General features: G+C 62.6%; 18 protein-coding genes. 5 read left to right on the top strand and 13 right to left on the bottom strand.

Annotated features, from left to right (window positions below; all coding sequences use genetic code 11):
- Positions 1–63: 63 nt before the first annotated feature.
- The 9 genes from AC4BCN_RS19720 to AC4BCN_RS19760 form a co-directional block, all read right to left on the bottom strand.
- The gene (locus AC4BCN_RS19720; protein WP_338679171.1) at positions 64–1,446 is read right to left on the bottom strand and encodes a multicopper oxidase family protein; all 1,383 of its coding nucleotides are present in this window, start codon (positions 1,444–1,446) and stop codon (positions 64–66) included.
- 2 nt (positions 1,447–1,448) lie between these two features.
- Positions 1,449–2,822: a TolC family protein gene (locus AC4BCN_RS19725; RefSeq protein WP_490491576.1), complete on the bottom strand. Its 1,374-nt coding sequence runs from the start codon at positions 2,820–2,822 to the stop codon at positions 1,449–1,451.
- On the bottom strand, positions 2,809–3,165 hold the full coding sequence (locus AC4BCN_RS19730; protein ID WP_490491577.1) for a hypothetical protein: 357 nt from the start codon (positions 3,163–3,165) through the stop codon (positions 2,809–2,811). The genes AC4BCN_RS19725 and AC4BCN_RS19730 overlap by 14 nt, the downstream gene beginning before the upstream one ends.
- Before the next feature lie 120 nt (positions 3,166–3,285).
- On the bottom strand, positions 3,286–3,702 hold the full coding sequence (locus AC4BCN_RS19735; protein WP_490491578.1) for a hypothetical protein: 417 nt from the start codon (positions 3,700–3,702) through the stop codon (positions 3,286–3,288).
- A 41-nt stretch (positions 3,703–3,743) separates the two neighbouring features.
- Positions 3,744–4,280 carry a hypothetical protein gene (locus AC4BCN_RS19740; protein WP_490491579.1) on the bottom strand — a complete coding sequence of 179 codons (537 nt, stop codon included), beginning with the start codon at positions 4,278–4,280 and terminating at the stop codon, positions 3,744–3,746.
- A 117-nt stretch (positions 4,281–4,397) separates the two neighbouring features.
- Entirely contained in the window at positions 4,398–5,972 is a 1,575-nt protein-coding gene (locus AC4BCN_RS19745; protein ID WP_490491580.1) for a sensor domain-containing diguanylate cyclase, read from the bottom strand.
- 143 nt (positions 5,973–6,115) lie between these two features.
- Complete coding sequence (locus AC4BCN_RS19750; RefSeq protein WP_490491581.1) at positions 6,116–6,673, bottom strand: NADPH-dependent FMN reductase; 558 nt, start codon at positions 6,671–6,673, stop codon at positions 6,116–6,118.
- Between the two features lie 88 nt (positions 6,674–6,761).
- Positions 6,762–7,877 carry an alanine racemase gene (alr, locus tag AC4BCN_RS19755; RefSeq protein ID WP_490491582.1) on the bottom strand — a complete coding sequence of 372 codons (1,116 nt, stop codon included), beginning with the start codon at positions 7,875–7,877 and terminating at the stop codon, positions 6,762–6,764.
- Between the two features lie 13 nt (positions 7,878–7,890).
- A complete protein-coding gene (locus AC4BCN_RS19760; RefSeq protein WP_070302005.1) occupies positions 7,891–9,180 on the bottom strand; it encodes a D-amino acid dehydrogenase in 1,290 nt (429 codons plus the stop codon).
- Positions 9,181–9,286: 106 nt separating this feature from the next.
- On the opposite strand from AC4BCN_RS19760, the gene AC4BCN_RS19765 reads away from it, so the two are divergent.
- Both AC4BCN_RS19765 and AC4BCN_RS19770 read left to right on the top strand, forming a co-directional pair.
- Complete coding sequence (locus AC4BCN_RS19765) at positions 9,287–9,787, top strand: Lrp/AsnC ligand binding domain-containing protein (protein WP_034754979.1); 501 nt, start codon at positions 9,287–9,289, stop codon at positions 9,785–9,787.
- 148 nt (positions 9,788–9,935) lie between these two features.
- The gene (locus AC4BCN_RS19770) at positions 9,936–10,283 is read left to right on the top strand and encodes a hypothetical protein (RefSeq protein ID WP_128142633.1); all 348 of its coding nucleotides are present in this window, start codon (positions 9,936–9,938) and stop codon (positions 10,281–10,283) included.
- On the opposite strand, the gene AC4BCN_RS19775 is transcribed toward AC4BCN_RS19770, so the two are convergent.
- On the bottom strand, positions 10,249–11,193 hold the full coding sequence (locus AC4BCN_RS19775; RefSeq protein WP_490491583.1) for a DMT family transporter: 945 nt from the start codon (positions 11,191–11,193) through the stop codon (positions 10,249–10,251). The genes AC4BCN_RS19770 and AC4BCN_RS19775 overlap by 35 nt on opposite strands.
- A gap of 58 nt (positions 11,194–11,251) precedes the next feature.
- Positions 11,252–12,025, bottom strand: coding sequence for a helix-turn-helix transcriptional regulator (locus tag AC4BCN_RS19780; RefSeq protein WP_490491584.1), 774 nt, complete (start codon positions 12,023–12,025; stop codon positions 11,252–11,254).
- A 124-nt stretch (positions 12,026–12,149) separates the two neighbouring features.
- On the opposite strand from AC4BCN_RS19780, the gene AC4BCN_RS19785 reads away from it, so the two are divergent.
- Positions 12,150–13,010: a tetratricopeptide repeat protein gene (locus AC4BCN_RS19785; protein ID WP_490491585.1), complete on the top strand. Its 861-nt coding sequence runs from the start codon at positions 12,150–12,152 to the stop codon at positions 13,008–13,010.
- Here the strand turns inward: AC4BCN_RS19785 and AC4BCN_RS19790 are convergent.
- Positions 12,993–13,955, bottom strand: coding sequence for a GlxA family transcriptional regulator (locus AC4BCN_RS19790; RefSeq protein WP_490493621.1), 963 nt, complete (start codon positions 13,953–13,955; stop codon positions 12,993–12,995). The two genes, AC4BCN_RS19785 and AC4BCN_RS19790, sit on opposite strands and share 18 nt — an antisense overlap.
- 142 nt (positions 13,956–14,097) lie before the next feature.
- Here AC4BCN_RS19790 and AC4BCN_RS19795 point away from each other — a divergent pair, with 142 nt between their 5' ends.
- A complete protein-coding gene (locus tag AC4BCN_RS19795; protein WP_034754976.1) occupies positions 14,098–14,730 on the top strand; it encodes a cysteine hydrolase family protein in 633 nt (210 codons plus the stop codon).
- An 8-nt stretch (positions 14,731–14,738) separates the two neighbouring features.
- Here the strand turns inward: AC4BCN_RS19795 and AC4BCN_RS19800 are convergent, their stop codons facing one another.
- Positions 14,739–14,903 (bottom strand): hypothetical protein, encoded by a 165-nt coding sequence (locus AC4BCN_RS19800; protein ID WP_161781513.1) that lies wholly within the window; start codon positions 14,901–14,903, stop codon positions 14,739–14,741.
- 202 nt (positions 14,904–15,105) lie between these two features.
- Here AC4BCN_RS19800 and AC4BCN_RS19805 point away from each other — a divergent pair, with 202 nt between their 5' ends.
- Positions 15,106–16,719: a restriction endonuclease gene (locus tag AC4BCN_RS19805; RefSeq protein WP_070302010.1), complete on the top strand. Its 1,614-nt coding sequence runs from the start codon at positions 15,106–15,108 to the stop codon at positions 16,717–16,719.
- The last annotated feature ends 11 nt before the right edge of the window (positions 16,720–16,730 follow it).

Below are 16,730 nucleotides of genomic sequence, written 5' to 3' on the forward strand. Positions count from 1 at the left end.
CATTGATTTGAAGCAACACACCCCGGGGCTTGCCGTGTTAGCAAGTCCCCGGGAGGGGGCGCATCAATGCCCGCTGTGCCCACCCGGCTTGCGCACCGTCATCTCCACGCCGCTTTTTGTGGCCGGCTTGCCCGCGCCCTGGCCGCGCACCGGTGCCGGCAAGGCGCCCGTCCATTCATGGGCCACGCTGCCGGCCGGATGCTTGTACCAGCCCGGGTCGCGGTAGTCGCCCGGTTTCTGGTCCTTGCGCACCTTGACCGTGGTAAACATGCCGCCCATGCCGATGGCGCCGAACGGGCCGTCTCCGGCCATCATCGGCAGGGTATTGTCGGGAATCGGCATCTGCATTTCGCCCATGTCGGCCATGCCCCGCTCGCCCATCACCATGTAGCCGGGCACGAGCTGGTTGATCTTCGCGGCCACGCCCTGGTGGTCGACGCCGATCATGGTCGGCACGTCATGCCCCATGGCATTCATCGTATGGTGCGACTTGTGGCAGTGGAAAGCCCAGTCACCGAGGTCCGTGGCGGTAAACTCCACGGCGCGCATCTGGCCCACGGCAATATCGGTCGTCACTTCGGGCCAGCGCGATTCGGGGCGCGTCCAGCCGCCATCGGTGCCCGTCACCTCGAATTCGTGGCCATGCATGTGGATCGGGTGGTTCGTCATGGTCAGATTGCCCACGCGCACGCGCACCTTGTCGCCCTGGCGCACGACCATCGGGTCGATACCGGGGAAGACCCTGCTGTTGAAGGTGAACAAATTGAAATCCGTCATGGTCATGATCTTCGGCGTGTAGCTGCCCGGATCGATGTCGTAGTTGCTGAGCAAGAAGACGAAATCGCGATCCACCTTCATGAAGTTCGGGTCTTTCGGGTGCGTGACCCAGAAACCCATCATACCCATGGCCATCTGCGTCATTTCATCGGCATGCGGGTGGTACATGAAGGTGCCGGGCCGCTTGGCAACGAATTCATAGACGAAGGTCTTACCGGGGGCGATGCCCGGCTGGGTCAGACCCGTGACGCCATCCATGCCGTTCGGCAAGCGCTGACCATGCCAGTGCACGCTCGTGTGTTCCGGCAATTTGTTGGTGACAAAAATGCGCACGCGGTCGCCCTCCACCACTTCAATCGTCGGGCCTGGCGACTGGCCGTTATAGCCCCACAGGTTCGCTTGCATGCCGGGCGCCAGTTCGCGCACGACGGGTTCGGCCACCAGATGGAATTCCTTGACGTTGTTGTTCATGCGCCAGGGCAAGGACCAGCCGTTGAGGGTGACGACGGGATTGTATGGACGCCCGTTCGGCGGCGGTGGCGGGGCCTTGGTGTCCGCGCCAGCCATGCTGACGGCTTCCGGCAACGATGCCGCACCGACTCTGCTCACCGCTGCGGCACTGAGGGCGACGGCGCCCGCATTCATGAAAAAGTTTCTACGTGTAATCATCATTATTCCTTGTTGGCTGGGCCGCTGCCATTGATGGCTGACTGCAATTCGGTTTGCGCGATCCAGAAATCGCGCTGGGTTTCGATGGCGCTGTTGACGCTGGCGACCTGTTCGCGCGCGTCGGCCAGCAGCTCGAAGACGCTGGCCAGCATGCCGTTGTAGCGCAGCAATACTTCATGCGAGATCGTCTTGCGCAGCGGCACGACTTCATCGCGGTAGTGGCGCGCCAGGTCGTAAGCCGTGCGGTAGCTCGAATACGCCTCGCGCACTTCCGAGCGGGCTTTGACAGCAGTGCCCGCCGTGCGCTGCAGCGACTGCTCGTACAGCGCTTGCGCCTTCGCATTGCGCGCCGAACCCCAGTCGAACAGCGGCAATTCCAGCGACACTTCATAGCCGTTTTCGCGCGGCGCCTCGCTGCTGCTCTTGTTGGTGTAGCCCACGTCGAGCACGTTGACAAAGCCCGTCACCTTGGACAAGCCCAGCGCATCGGCCGTCGCATGCGCGTCGAGTTTCGCTCTTTGCACATCGAGGCGCTGTTCCATCGCCTGCGCCTCGATATTGCCCGCGTCCGCCGCCCGGGCCGGCAAGTCGGGCAAGCGCGACGGCAAAGTAAAGCCGGTCTGCTTGCCCCACAGGCCCAGCAAGCGCGTCAGGTGCTCGCGCGTGGCCGTGGCCTGGTGGCGGGCGCGGGCCAGGTCGCCGACGGCATCCGCATAAAATACTTGCTGGCGCGCCTGGTCGAGGCGGCTCCAGTTGCCCGCCTGCTGCAAGCGCGTGGCCAGTTCGGCGCCCGCCTCGGCCGACAGCAGCGCGCGCTGCATGAACGCTTCCGTCTGCACGGCGGCCACGGCGTTGAAGTAGGCGCGGCGCGTATCGGCCGCCAGTTGCACGGCGCTGCTGGCGGCCTGCAGCTTGGCTTGCTCGAAACGGCCCCGCTCGATGTTCACGCGCATCGGCATGGTCAGCAGGCCGGCCAGGTCGAAGCTGACGCCGCGGTCGATTTCATTGCCGTGGCTGCCGTGCGAGCGGCCGAACGACAGGCCGGGATTGCGCAAGCGCCCTGCTTGCACGAGGTCCGATTCGGACGCGCCCAGCTCGGCCAGCGCCACTTTCATGCCGTGGTTGTTCATCAGGGCGATGCGCACGGCGCTGTCGGCGTCCAGGGGCTGGGCCAGCAGGGTAGCCAATTTTTCCTCTCCGCCCTTGTCGGCCAGCGCCGCCGGGGCGCCCGTACGGGCGTCGGTCAGCGCGGATACCGTCTGCATACCGCCATCCTGGCTGAAGCTGGCGCAGCCGCTGAGCAGCAGGACGGCTGCCAGGGCCAGCGGCGTCAGGCCAAGTTGATTGTTGAAGCGGGCCATGTCAGTGTCCTTCATGCTGGTGGTGCTGATGTTGCGGGGCGGGCTTGGCATCGGGCTTGGGGTTGGGGCTGGGCTGAGCCATCGGCATCTTGTGCCCTTCCATCTTGTGCCCTTCCATTTTGTGACCATCCATTTTCATCATGCCCATGTGGCCGCCGGCCTTGCCGACTTTGTCGTTGACGGCGCGCCAGGTCTGGTCGGGCGTGGCCTCGTCCTCGGCGGCGGAACGGTAGCCGGCGAAGGCGGAGCGGTAGGTGGTGGCCGGCACGGATGCTTGCGCCTCTTGCGGGGCGGACTGGGACTGCGCTGCGGCAGCCAGCGGCAGCACAGCCAGCGCGAGGCTGAACAGGTGTTTCATGGTATTCCTTGAATGACAGGGTATGGCGCGGCGGGCGCGCGACTGGAACGCTGGCGCGGCCGGTGCAAGGCTCAGGATGCTGGGACGTGCGACGGCGGCACCGCCAGGTTCAACGGGCGGTCAGGCGGAGCGCGTGCTTCTCGGGGGACGTTCGGGACCAGGCGGGATATGCCCGGCGAACAGGGAATCGGGCGCCAGCGCCGGAGGCGGCGCGCGCAGGGTCAAGGCGTGCAAGGCAGGCATGCCGGGCGGCGCCGTGGCACCCACGGTGCAAGCGCCATGGTTGCTGCAATCATGGCCGTGGTGCGTGGCGCCGCCATCGTCCATGGCCATTTTCATCGGCTGGTCCTGCATCTGCATATCCGCCATGTCGTGGCACGGGGGCGCCTCCATTGCGGCAGCAGTGACCGTGACAGCGACCGCCAGCTCATCCACGCAGCAGCTGCGCATGGCCGACGCAAAGCCCTGCAAGGGCAGCGTGACGGCCAGCAGCCAGAGCAGCGAGCGGGCGAGAAAGCGGAAAAAGGCACGGTTCATGGCACAACTATAAACCTTCCCACATGAGGAAGGTCAAGTCCCTACTTGCCGTCATCGCCATGCGTCAGCCAGATCACGTACACGCCGTAGTAGCCCTGCCCTTCGAAGATGGCCTGGCCATTGGCAAAATGGACTGTTTCCACTTCATTGATGGTGAAATAGGCGCGGCCGTCGGCCGCCTCCACGTCACCCCAGTGGCGTGGCGCGTGGCGCCGGTAGCCGCTGGCGCGGCCGATGGCAGCCAGCAAGTCGCCGATCATGAAGTCGAGCAGCATGTCGGCCAGCAGCGGCCGGTGGCCCGCCAGCATGGCCGTGATATCGGGATAGCCCGCTTCCTTGAGCGCGGGCAAGTCGCTTTCTTCGTATTGCAGGTCGTCTTCGCGGCACGTCTGGATAAAACTGTTGAACGGTTCGTCGAGCAGGCCCGCCAGCGCCGTTTCCGGCACGCTCAGGCGAAACGGGTGCAGCGGCAGCTCGCTGCGCTGGCCGTAATTGAGTTCGCGGCAGCCAAGATAGGCCAGCGGGTGGAGCTGGCCAGCGACTTCGCAGCGGATGCCAGGTGCTTGCTCAAACGTCATTCATATCCACCCCTGCCATGCACGTTGTCCTCGTTGTAGCGTTTCAGGGCCACATGGTAAGCGCTGGCGGGCAAAGCGGACAGGCTCAGATGCAACAGAAAACAACGGATCAGTTTATCAGGCAGGCTCCGTGATGCCCACGCAATTGCGGCCGTTTTCCTTGGCCACGTACAGGGCGGCGTCGGCGGCCAGCAGCACGGCGTCCGTGTTGCCCGCCTCCTGCTCCGACGACACGACACCCAGCGAGACCGTGATGGCGCCCGCGCCGGGAATCACGGCGGCGGCCACCCTGGCGCGCAAACGCTCGGCCACCTGCAGGGCCGCGTCGAGGTCGGCGTCGGGCAGCAGCATGATGAATTCATCGCCGCCAGTACGGCACAGCACGTCGGCATCGCGCGAACAGGCGCGCATCAGCTGTGCCAGGCGCAGGATGACGTCGTCGCCCACGGCATGGCCCCACTGGTCGTTGACTTGCTTGAAATGGTCGATGTCGATGGCGATGACGGAAAACGGCCGCGCCTGCGCCTGCCAGACGTCGAGCGCCGCCGCCATGCCGCGCCGGTTCGACAGGCCCGTCAGCGGGTCCGTCTGCACGTCGGTCTTCAACTTGCCGATCTTGTTCTGCAACAACGCCAAGCCCTTCAGCAGGGCTTTCTTGATTTGCGCCGCCTCCACGTACCAGGCACGGATGCCGGCGATGTGCTCGGCCGTGCCGGGCGCATCCATGCGCCGCGCGCCGTCGGCCAGCTGCATCAGGGGGCGTGAAATCAGGCTGGCCAGCCACCAGATAAATGGCAGGCTCAGCAAGGCGATCGGCAGCGAATGCCATACCGTGTTGGCCATCAGCTGGTTCAGCGGGGCCAGGGTCATGGCCGTGGGGCGCTGCGCCACGATGCCCCAGCCCGTCGATGGCATGACGGCGTAGCCGGCCAGCATGTCCACGCCCAGGCTATTGCTCATGCGCCGGTTGCCGCCGCCCTGCTGCGCGACGATGGTGTCGATGACGTCATTCTTGCCGGCCAGGTCGCCCAGGCGCTCGGGGTCCGGGTGGTACAGCAGGCGCCGGTTCTGATCCACCACATACAGGTAGGAACCGTCGCGGTAGTAATGCTGGCCCAGCATGGTGTACAGGATGTTTTTCTGTTTCAGGTAGATGCTGCCGCCCACATAGCCGAGGTAGCGGCCATCCTTGCCAATGATGGGATGCGAAATGAAGACCACCAGGTTGCCGGCCGAGGAAACGTAGGGCTGCGTCACCAGCGGGCGCCGTTCGCGCAGCGCCTGCACGGCGCCGACGGAGTCGAGCGTGCGGTTTTTCAGGGCCAGGGTTTCAGGCGATACGCCCAGCACCTTGCCGTCCGCATTGACGATGAGCACGGAATTGAAACTGTTGGTTTGCAGGCGCAAACGCTGCGCCTCGTCCGTCAGCCACCCATCGTCGCCCATGCGCGAGGGCAGGCTGCCGGCGCTGTAAGCCAGTTGCTGACGCGCCGACTGCAGGAAATCCTCGGCCGTGCTGGCCAGCTTGCTCGCATACGCGTGGTTCGCTTCCAGAGTCGTATCGATCAGCAGCTGGCGCTGCACGCTGTAACTGGCATAAAACGTATTGGCCAGGGACACCAGGGCGCTGGCAAAGGCCACGAGCACGATCAAACGGCGCAGATTCATGCGCAGAACAGGTTTAGTCCACATGGGGTCGGCAAGAAATTGGAAAGTATTGCGCTAAAGAAAGAGCGCATTATACCGAGACGCCCGTGCCAATATTGAAATGTTGGCATCCATGGTCAAAGAAAATGTACAAGCGGCAACGCAGAACGCTGCCGCTTTGATCTGCATCAAGCGTGGATAGCGTGCTTGCGGACCCAGTCCACGTAGCGCTGCATCCAGCCCTGGAAGAAACCGAGGCTGGCTGGACCGATGCCGCCATGCTCGTCAAACAGGCCATCCTTGGCCTGGATAAACATCTCGGGCTGTCCCAGCAGCGGCACGTCCAGGTAGGACAGCACATTGCGCAAATGCTGCTGCGCCAGGGCCGTGCCCGTGGCACCGACGGACACGCCGAGCACGGCGCCCGGCTTGCCGCCCCATACGCTCTGGCCATACGGACGCGAACCGTGGTCGAGCGCGTTTTTCAGCACGCCGGGAATCGAGCGGTTGTATTCGGGGGTGAGGAAGAGCAAGGCTTGCGAGGCGGAAATGTCGGATTTGAGGCGCAGCACCTGCTCGGCCTGCGCGCCATCGTCATCCTGGTTGTACAACGGCAAGTCGCCGATTTCAATGTGCTTGAAGGAAAACTCGGGCGGCGCCAGCTTGACGATGGCGTCGGCCAGCTTGCGGTTGAAGGAACCCTTGCGCAGGCTGCCGACGATGATAGCAACGTTATATTGGCTCATATATATCCCCGATGATGGTTAAAAAGAAGCCCCGGAGTGGAGTTCACACCGGGGCTATCTTGCCACACAATCATGGGTTTCGCGCTGCTTAGCGTGCGCCAGCCAATCCCTGGTATTCGCGGTAGTAGCGCCCGCCCAGATTGGTCAGCACCTCGTAGCCGATGGTATTGGCCATGGCCGCGACGGCGTCGACCGGGTGTTCGGCGCAGATCAGGTCAACCAGGCTGCCCGGCGCGACGCGCTCTTCGGCGATGGCGCTCACGTCCAGGGTGATGGAATCCATCGAGATGGCGCCGATCTGCGGCACTTTCACGCCATCGACGATGGCCAGGCCCTGGTTGCTCATGCTGCGCAGCCAGCCATCGGCGTAACCGACGGAAACAGTGGCCACCTGGCGCGGCTCGCTGGCCGTGTAGCGGCGGCTGTAGCCCACGTGGTCGCCAGCGGCAATCGTGCGCGTCTGCAAGACCTTGCCTTGCAGACGCACCACGGAGCGCAGGGGATTCGGTTCGCCGCCCTGCGGCCCGATGCCGTACAGGGCCGCGCCCGGGCGCACCAGGTCAAAGTGATAATCGGGCGACAAAAAGATGCCCGAGGAATTGGCCAGGCTGGCGCGGTACTGCGGCAAACGGGCGCGGATGGCCGTGAAACGGGCCAGCTGCTCGCCATTCATCGGGTTGCTGCGCTCGTCGGCGCAAGCCAGGTGGCTCATGAGATAGCGCACTTTGATGCCGTCAAGGAAGTGTTCATCCAGCAGCCATCCATCGATTTCCTGCGGCGACAAACCCATGCGCGACATACCGGTGTCGACCTGCACATTCGCTTCCAAGGTTTTGCCCAGCGCCTTCGCATGCGCGCGCCAACCAGCCACCTGCGGCTCGCTGTTGAGCACGGGAATCAGGCCATGGGCCGTGAATTCGCCTTCCGTGCCGACGGGCGGACCGTGCAGCACGAAGATGTCGGCGTCGGGCGCCACGTGCGGGCGCAGGCTGATACCCTCTTCCAGGTGGGCGACAAAGAAATGGCGGCAGCCTTCTTCATACAGGGCCGCGCCCACTTCTGCGGCGCCCAGGCCATACGCGTCGGATTTGACGACGGCAGAGCAGGCGGCCGGGTGCGCCTTGTCGCGCAGCAAGCGGTAGTTGGCGCGCACGGCTTCCAGGTCCACCGTCAGGATGGCGCCGCTACGTTCTTTCGGAGGCATGCTGGCCCCCATTTCAGGCCGCCGCGTGCTGCAGTTTGCCATGGCCCTGCGCGCCGCTGTAGCGGCTGACGGACAGGTCGTCGGCCAGGATGGCCGGCTTCTTCGACGACATCAGGTCGGCCAGCAACTGTGCTGAACCGCAGGACATGGTCCAGCCCAGGGTGCCGTGGCCCGTGTTGAGGAACAGGTTGCGCAGCGGCGTACGGCCGACGATAGGCGTGCCGTCCGGCGTCATCGGACGCAAGCCCGTCCAGAAGGTCGCTTCCGCCGTGTTGCCGCCGCCCGGGAACAGGTCGTTGACGACCATTTCCAGGGTTTCGCGGCGGCGCGGGTTCAGGTTCAGGTTGTAGCCGGCGATTTCCGCCATGCCGCCCACGCGGATGCGGTCGTCGAAACGGGTCACGGCAATTTTATAAGTTTCATCGAGGATGGTCGACACGGGCGCCTTGGACGCGTTGACGATAGGCACGGTGATCGAATAGCCCTTCAATGGATACACGGGAATATCGAGCAGCGGCTTCATGAAGCCCGTCGAATAGGAACCGAGCGCCACCACATAGGAGTCGGCCTTGACGATTTCCGCGCCGCACTGCACGCCGGCGATTTCATCGCCCTGCGTCAACAGCGCGTCGATCGATACGCCATAGCGGAACTTCACGCCCAGCGCCACGGCCATCTCGGACAGGCGCGTGGTAAACAGCTGGCAATCGCCCGTTTCATCGTTGGGCAGGCGCAGGCCGCCGAACAGTTTATCCTTGACCGCTTCCAGGGCCGGCTCGGCGCGCGACAGCTCGTTGCGCTGCAGTACTTCATACGGCACACCCGCGTCTTTCAACACTTCGATATCCTTGGCGGCGTCGTTGTATTGCTTTTCGGTGCGGAACAATTGCATCGTGCCTTGCTGGCGGCCTTCATAGGTGATGCCCGCCTCGGCGCGCAGTACCTTGAAGCAGTCGCGGCTGTATTCGGCCAGACGCACCATGCGTTCCTTGTTCACGGCATATGCTTCCGGTGTGCAATTACGCAACATCTGCCACATCCATTTGAGCTGGGCGGCGCTGCCGTCGAGCGAGATGGCCAGGGGCGCGTGGCGCTGCATCATCCACTTCACGGCTTTCAGGGGAATGCCGGGCGCTGCCCATGGCGAAGCGTAGCCGGGCGAGATTTGCCCCGCATTCGCAAAGCTGGTTTCCAGTGCCGGGCCCGGCTGGCGGTCGATGACGGTCACCTCATGCCCTGCCTTGGCCAGATAGTAAGCACTGGTGACGCCGATGACGCCGCTACCCAGAATCACGATACGCATAGTTTCCTCATTATATTTTTTTAGGCTGACGCCAGATTAACCGCTATCATATTGGGAAAGAGCCAGTATTTGTTCACGTATAAATCGAGATATTCAGCAATAAATCATGAGAATCCTTAAAGAATCGGCACGTGGCCTCGACAAGCTGGATCGCCACATCCTGCGCATCCTGCAACAGGATGGCCGCATCTCGATGAAAGACCTCGGTGAACAGGTGGGGCTGTCAATCACGCCCTGCATCGAGCGGGTCAAGCGCATGGAGCGCGATGGCGTCATCACGGGCTACCATGCCAAGGTGAACCCGGCCGCGCTGGGCGCCAAGCTGCTCGTCTTTGTAGAGATTACGCTCAATCAAAAATCCGCGTCCGCCTTCGAGCAATTCCGCCGCGAAGTGCTGCAAATTCCCGAGGTACAGGAATGCCACCTGGTGTCGGGCGACTTCGATTACCTGATCAAGGCGCGCATCCATGAAATGGCCGAGTACCGCAAGTTGCTGGGCGACATGCTGCTGCAGCTGCCCGGCGCCGCGCAATCGAAAAGCTATGTGGTGATGGAAGAAATCAAGGAAACCCTGGCGCTGTCGACCGACGTATTGCAGAGCCGGTAAAAGTACCGTCAGCCGGCACCAAAGGCATCGTTTTGTGCACCTTTGTATAATCTTGTAGCACATTGCCTGGTTCGCAAGCACACTCCGCTCCTGACATCACGCCCGTCCCCTCTGAGATTGGAAGCAGTGATGCACACTGGGAGTCCCTATGAACACATTGATCAAACTGGCAGTTTCCTGCCTCGCGGGCCTGGCCGTGGCCATGTGCACCGCCAGTGAATACAAGGTCAACCGCGCGCCGGACAATGGCGCCATCTATCAGAACATCAAGGTCGGCAAGACCACCCGCCTCGACCTCGACGCGGCCCTGGGCAACGCCACCGTCGTCAGCTTCGATCCCGGCTATGAAGTCTGGGTATACAAGAACCAGCTGCAAGCGCCCAAGGTGACGCGGCTGATCCCCCTGCTCGGGGAAAAAGGCACGCGCGAAGTGGCCGTCATGTTCGACCAGGCCGGTATCGTCAGGAAATTCCGGATACACGAGCCGCGCAAGTAGGCGGCCGGTGCGCCGCGGCGCATGCCGCCACGCCTGCCAGCAACAGCATGGTGGCCGCTGCCTCGGCCAGCGTAGGCCAGCGCTGCTCCCACAAGTAGCCGTACAGCAAGGCAAACAGGAATTCAAAGACGATCATCTGCCCCATCAGGGTGAGCGGCAGCACGCGGCTGGCATGGTTCCACAAGCCATTGCCGACGACGGAACACAGCAGCGCGACACCCATGACGACACCCGCAAACTGCAGCCAGGCCGTGCCGCCATGCGCGGCAGGTGCGGCAAGCGCGACGGGAATGGCCAGCAGCAGCGCGGCAGCGCCCGTCACCACGCCTGTAAGCAAATTCCACTCCTGCGCCGAAACCGAGTGCAGCCGCCCCAGCCAGCGGCTGTTGCCGACCGCATACACCGTCCACGACAGCAGCGCCGCCAGCGCGCACAGCAGCCCCAGCAGGGACGCATGGCGGGGGCTGGCCAGCGACTGCCAGCTGATGCAGGCCAGCCCGCCCGCGCTCAGCAGCAAAGAAGGGATCAGGCGCCGCAGCGGCACGGCATGCCGGTCGCGGCTGCCCACGAGCGTGACGACCAGCGGCAGCAAGCCGATCACCATCGACGTCATCGCCACGCCGCCCGTCTGCACGGCGCTGGCCAGCAGCACGTAATACACGATATTGCCTATCAGGCTGAGCCAGACGAGCCCGCGCCATTCGCGCCAGCTCAAGGTGCGCAGCAGGCGCCGCCACGACGGTGCGACGAGCACGGCCGCGATCAGGCCATACGCCAGGTAGCGGCCCACGGACAGTTCCAGCGGCTGGAAAGCGGGGATCAGTGCCGGCGCCAGGAATACCAGCCCCCATAGCGCACCTGCGGCGATGCCGGCCAGCATGCCCAGCCGGCTCTTGTTTTCTTGATGCATGGTCAATCTCCTGAAAAGGAGATTGTGGCAAGTCTGCCGCGTCGATTCTTGGCGCCAGCTACTGCCTTGTTGACCGTTTCTCCCATTTATCGCGACACGCGCGCCGGTAGGCCGCTGGCGTAATATCCATGCTGTCGCGCATGGCGCGCGTCAACGCGCTCTGTTCGGAAAAGCCGGCCGCCAGCGCGATCTCGGCGAGGCTGGCGTCGCCGGCGGCAAGCAAGTCGCAGGCGCGTCCTATGCGCTGCTGCAACAGCCATGCATGCGGGCTGGCATCCATTTCTTCACGAAACAGCGCGTGCAGGCGGCTGACGCTGAGATTGGCAAAGTGCGCCATCGACGCCGTCGACCACGGCAAGCCCGGCTCGGCTTGCACACGGGCAAGCAGTGCGCCCAGGCGCGAACGGGGCTGCGGCTCTCCCAGCAACAAGGTATCGAGCAACAACGGCGTCCAGCCCGTGACGATGGCCGGCGTCAGCGCCCGCTGCTGCGCCATGACGCCCAGGTAATCCATCAGCTTGCGGGCGCCCGGCCCGATCGCCGTGTAGGGGCCATCGAGCAGGCGTTGCCAGCCGCTGTGCGCCACGGCGGCCGCGTCCACGTCGACGATGATGGAATGGTTCGCCACCTGGCTATGCTGGGCATGCCAGGCGTGCGCCGCGATCACCACGCCCAGCTGCGTATCGACTTTCCCCTGCCTGCCGTCGATTTCCAGCAATAGCTGTCCGCTGATGGGCAGCACCAGCTGCACGAAATCGTGGCGGTCCGGCGCGCCGATATCTGCATAGCTGCGAAAGCTGAGGCCGATGGCAGAATGTGATGGACTGGACATGGCGAGACCGCCTGGGCGAAGAAGTCTCCATTTTATCAGTTCAGTGATCGCTTGCTGCTGCGCAGATGCGCGCGCCCGCCGCGTCCTCTTGCCCTACACTGGCGTTTTCTCCTCCGGTGCTTCCATGCAATTACCCGCAAGCCTCGCCCACATCTCGGCGGAACAAGACTGGCAACACACGACTGCGTATCCACCACTCGGCTTCACCCCATTTGCCGAAGGCGCGCTGGGCAATGGCGACACTTTCGGCCTGTACTGGCCCATCGGCCGCGAAGCGAGCGAGCCCATCGTCGTCGAAACGTGGCACGACGAGTGGCGCATCCAGCCGCACTTTTCCAGCCTGACGACGTTTTTGCAAGCCTACGCAGCAGCGGAAGACGAGTATGTCGGCACGCCATCGCTAACCGACGACCCCGCCTCGCCTCGCGCCGCTTTCCTGGAAGCCAAGGAACAGATCGCTCAGCGCAAGCCGGAGGCGGCCATCGCCTTGCTGGAAGCGGCGCTGGCCATCGTTCCCGAATATACGGATGCCTTGATACTGCTGCATGGCCAGTATGTGCGCGCGGGAAGAACCGATGACGCCGTCAGGGTGGCCATCCAGGCCATCATCTCCCCGCCGTCATTTGGCGGCCCGCCCCTGAAAGCCCTGCAATGGCTGCGCACGCAACCGGTGCCGGAGGGGGAGCTTGACCCCATCTGGCGCGCCTGCGGGCAGTTGTCGTTCCACTTTGGCGGCAGCAAGGAAAATGGGGATTATCGCGTGCTGCTGGCCGCCATAGCCACCTACCTGGAGCAAGGCAACATGATTTGCGCCTCGACCCTGATGCAAACCTACACCGAACTGATGAGCGCGGAAACCGTCTCTTTCCAGGAACGCTACGCCTTCGATCCAGCCGCCTTCATCGCGCGGCAAATCGCCGTCAGCGCGGGGCTGCCGCACGGAAGCCGGGATCCGGCCATGCTATGGTCAGGCGACCTGACCTAACTGCTGCCGGAACAGCTTGCGATACGCCGATGGCGACGTCTGCAAGTTCGCCCGGAAATGCTGGCGCAGCGACAGGGCCGTGCCGAAGCCGGCCTCTTGCGCCACGACGTCGATCGAGGCCGCGCTCTTTTCCAGCAAACCCTGCGCATGCGCCAGGCGCTGGTTCAGCAGCCACTGCTTGAACGACGTGCCCATGGCCTGGCGGAAGTGGCGCGTGAAATTGCGCCGGCTCATGGCGGCCTGTTCAGCCAGCGCGTCGATGCTGTGCGCCTGGCCCAGGCTGGCCGTCACGCTGGCGAGCACGTCGGCAAAGCGCCCTTCGCTGCCGGACACGGGCAGCGGACGCTCGATGAACTGCGCCTGCCCGCCCTGGCGGTGCGGCGCCACCAGCAGGCGGCGCGCCACCCGGTTCGCCACTTCGGCGCCCGCCAGCTGGCGCAGCAAATACAGGCAGCAATCGAGGCCGGCCGCCACGCCGGCCGACGTCAGCACGGCGCCATCGTCCACGTACAGCACTTCCCGGTCCACCTTGACCTTGGGATAGCGGGCCGCCAGCCGGTCCGCCATGCCCCAATGCGTGGCAGCGCTCTTTCCATCCAACAAACCCGCCTGCGCGAGGGGAAATGCGCCCAGGCACAGGCCCACCATGCGCGCGCCGCGCCGGCTGGCCGCCTGCAGCGCCGCGACCAGGGGCGCGGCAGCATCGCGGCAATCGTCGTGCCAGGCCGGCATGATGACGATATCGGTCCCGTCCAGTCCTTCCAGGCCGAACTCGGGCGTGATGCCGAAACCGGCCGCCGTGCGCAACGGCATGGGATCGGCGGCGCATACGCGCACGTGGAAAGACGGCAGATCAGCCTCGTCCGTCTGGGCGCCAAACACGAGACAAGGCACGGACAAGTGAAACGGCGTCATGCCGTCGAAGGCGATCACGGCCACCGTCAACGGAGCGGCATGGGCAAGAGAAGTAGTCATGGCCCGATTTTATCGCAGATAGTCCTTCGGGCCACTTTTTATTTGCACCCCGCAGCTTGAAAATGGCTGTATCGAGGAACTGTCTCCTCTTTCAACCACTCAAGGAGAACCCATGTCCAGCACCCCACGCCGCGCCCTGCTCGTCATCGACGTACAAAATGAATACTTCACGGGCGACATGCCCATCGAATATCCGTCCGTCGACATTTCCCTGCCCAACATCGTCCAGGCCATGGCCGCCGCGCGCGCCGCCGGCGTACCTGTGATCGTCGTCCAGCACGACGCGCCGGAAGCCTCGCCCATTTTCGCCAAGGGCAGCGACGGCTGGCAGCTGCATCCGCAAGTGGCCGCCTTTGCCGCAGACCACCGCATCAACAAGACCATGGGCAGCGCCTTTGCGGGCACGGACTTGCGCGCCTGGCTCGATAGTCACGGCATCGACACCCTGAGCGTCATCGGCTACATGACGCACAACTGCGACGCGGCCACCATCTACCAGGCCGCGCACGATGGCTTGCAGGTGGAATTCCTGCAGGACGCCACCGGTACCCTGCCCTACGCCAATGCGGGCGGCACGGCCAGCGCCGAGGAAATCCACCGCGTCTTCAGCGCCGTGTTCCACTCGAATTTCGCCGCCGTCGCCAGCACGCAGGACTGGCTCAAGGCCGTAAGCGAAGGCAAGCCGCTGGAAATCGACAATATTTATCTGTCGAACCAGCGCGCGCGCAAGGCTGCGTCCGTCTGACGCGGTAACTAAAAGCGCCGGTGCCCGTCATCGGCGTCGCAGCGCCCGCTGAACTTGATCACGCCGTCGACCGTGATCACGCCGCTGCGGCGGTTGATCACCACGGTGGGACGGTTCAGGCTATTGAGCTGGAACGGGCCACGGATGTCATCGCGGCCGATGAGGATATCCATCCGGAGGTCATTCCTGATCGCAGGCCAAGATCTTTGGGTGCAATCGCTTCATCCATTTTGAATGCAGATACACCTAGTTAACCTCGCGGGCTCCTGGGCATATGGTAAAAATGCAATGATCACTTGGGAATATCAATTTATTGTCCAGATAAAAACTTTCTTGCGGTATTCTATTATTACCACAATGAACTAGGGATATGACATGGGCCGACGCTCTGGATTGGAAGGTTTCATCCGTGCCACGAGCAGAGCTATCGCAGCTGCCGAGAGAGAGCAAGCAAGACAAGCACGAGGCGCAGCCACGATACGGCGGGTTCATGAACGCAACGAACGCATGGCTGCTGCGCAATCGATGCGCGATACAAAGGCGGCAGAAAAGCAGGCAAAGATCGACTATCTGGATTTGAGGCAACAGGAGGTCGCAGACAAGAATGAAGAGATTGAGGATTGCCTCGCTGGTTTGCGCGGCGTGCTGGCCCACACCCTTGATGTCGACGATACGATCAGTTTCGACAGTCTTCGGCCAACAGAAAAATTCGCCCCGTTTGAAATATCCCCCCGTTTATTCAGCACCTCCGCTCCGGAGGAAGTTCTGCACCACCCGCCTCCTTCATGGTCAGCATTCATGCCCCATGTAGCAAAACGTCATGAACTTAAAATAAAAAATTCAACAGAAAACTATCACCGGCAGTTAATCGCTTTCAGTATCCAGGAAATCGCCAAACAATTTTTCAAAGATCAAGAACGTCGCGAATACGATGCGCGAAAAGCGGCCTTCCATGCTGGCCAAGCCGAAAGGAACAGTGCAATTGATCAGTTCAAGGCGGAATATTTCTCGCACGACTGCGATGCCGTGGTCACCTATTGCGACATGGTGCTATCCAGATCAGAATACCCACTGAACGACTTTCCCCAGGAATTTCGCGTTGCCTATGACGGTTTGAATGGCACACTGGCTGTCGAATATGAGTTGCCCTTGATTTCCATCGTGCCGACGACAAGCGAATTTCGCTACGTCAAAAGTAAGGACAGCATCGAATCAAAGATCCGCAAGCCATCGGAAATTCAGGATATTTACCGGCAGCTGATCGCTGAAATCGCCCTGCGCACCATGCATGAACTGTTTGAGGCGGATCAGGCATCGGCAATCAAAGTACTCGCCTTTACGGGAATCATTAATACCCATGACCCCGCAACGGGCCATGACATCCGCGTGCCCGTTATTTCAGTGCGTACGGCGCGTGACACGTTTCTTGCCATAAATTTGCAGCGGGCGGATCCCGTTGCATGCTTGCGCACCTTGGGCGCCCATGTTTCACCCCGTCCCGAGGAACTGCTCGCGGTCAAACCTATCATCGAATTCAACATGGTCGACAAGCGCTTCATTGTGCAGGGCAATTCCTTGAACGAGTTGGAAAACCGCTCCAACTTGCTCGAACTAAGCCCATCGCAATTTGAAGACCTGGTCGCCAATTTGTTCAGCAAAATGGGACTCGAAACCAAGCTCACCCGCGGTTCGCGCGACGGTGGTGTAGACGCCGTGGCATTTGATATCCGTCCTGTGTTGGGTGGCAAGGTGGTCATCCAGGCCAAACGATATAAGGATGCGGTTGGCGTGAGCGCCGTTCGCGATTTGTACGGAACCATGCTGAATGAAGGTGCGAACAAAGGCATATTGGTTACGACCAGCCGCTATGGACCCGATGCCTATGTTTTTTCATCTGATAAGCCGATCGAACTGATAGACGGATCAGCCTTACTGTACCTGTTGCGCGAGCACGCCGATGTGCATGCCAGGATTGTCCCGCTGAACTAAGTTGCAACTTT

The organism is Janthinobacterium sp. Bl 1, assembly GCF_058215535.1.

What these genes read in the sequence shown, in the direction of transcription:
- AC4BCN_RS19720 (WP_338679171.1), bottom strand. Translation starts at nt 1,446, where the DNA reads ATGATTACACGTAGAAACTTTTTCATGAATGCGGGCGCCGTCGCCCTC.
- AC4BCN_RS19725 (WP_490491576.1), bottom strand. Translation starts at nt 2,822, where the DNA reads ATGAAGGACACTGACATGGCCCGCTTCAACAATCAACTTGGCCTGACG.
- AC4BCN_RS19730 (WP_490491577.1), bottom strand. Translation starts at nt 3,165, where the DNA reads ATGAAACACCTGTTCAGCCTCGCGCTGGCTGTGCTGCCGCTGGCTGCC.
- AC4BCN_RS19735 (WP_490491578.1), bottom strand. Translation starts at nt 3,702, where the DNA reads ATGAACCGTGCCTTTTTCCGCTTTCTCGCCCGCTCGCTGCTCTGGCTG.
- AC4BCN_RS19740 (WP_490491579.1), bottom strand. Translation starts at nt 4,280, where the DNA reads ATGACGTTTGAGCAAGCACCTGGCATCCGCTGCGAAGTCGCTGGCCAG.
- AC4BCN_RS19745 (WP_490491580.1), bottom strand. Translation starts at nt 5,972, where the DNA reads ATGTGGACTAAACCTGTTCTGCGCATGAATCTGCGCCGTTTGATCGTG.
- AC4BCN_RS19750 (WP_490491581.1), bottom strand. Translation starts at nt 6,673, where the DNA reads ATGAGCCAATATAACGTTGCTATCATCGTCGGCAGCCTGCGCAAGGGT.
- alr (WP_490491582.1), bottom strand. Translation starts at nt 7,877, where the DNA reads ATGCCTCCGAAAGAACGTAGCGGCGCCATCCTGACGGTGGACCTGGAA.
- AC4BCN_RS19760 (WP_070302005.1), bottom strand. Translation starts at nt 9,180, where the DNA reads ATGCGTATCGTGATTCTGGGTAGCGGCGTCATCGGCGTCACCAGTGCT.
- AC4BCN_RS19765 (WP_034754979.1), top strand. Translation starts at nt 9,287, where the DNA reads ATGAGAATCCTTAAAGAATCGGCACGTGGCCTCGACAAGCTGGATCGC.
- AC4BCN_RS19770 (WP_128142633.1), top strand. Translation starts at nt 9,936, where the DNA reads ATGAACACATTGATCAAACTGGCAGTTTCCTGCCTCGCGGGCCTGGCC.
- AC4BCN_RS19775 (WP_490491583.1), bottom strand. Translation starts at nt 11,193, where the DNA reads ATGCATCAAGAAAACAAGAGCCGGCTGGGCATGCTGGCCGGCATCGCC.
- AC4BCN_RS19780 (WP_490491584.1), bottom strand. Translation starts at nt 12,025, where the DNA reads ATGTCCAGTCCATCACATTCTGCCATCGGCCTCAGCTTTCGCAGCTAT.
- AC4BCN_RS19785 (WP_490491585.1), top strand. Translation starts at nt 12,150, where the DNA reads ATGCAATTACCCGCAAGCCTCGCCCACATCTCGGCGGAACAAGACTGG.
- AC4BCN_RS19795 (WP_034754976.1), top strand. Translation starts at nt 14,098, where the DNA reads ATGTCCAGCACCCCACGCCGCGCCCTGCTCGTCATCGACGTACAAAAT.
- AC4BCN_RS19800 (WP_161781513.1), bottom strand. Translation starts at nt 14,903, where the DNA reads ATGGATATCCTCATCGGCCGCGATGACATCCGTGGCCCGTTCCAGCTC.
- AC4BCN_RS19805 (WP_070302010.1), top strand. Translation starts at nt 15,106, where the DNA reads ATGGGCCGACGCTCTGGATTGGAAGGTTTCATCCGTGCCACGAGCAGA.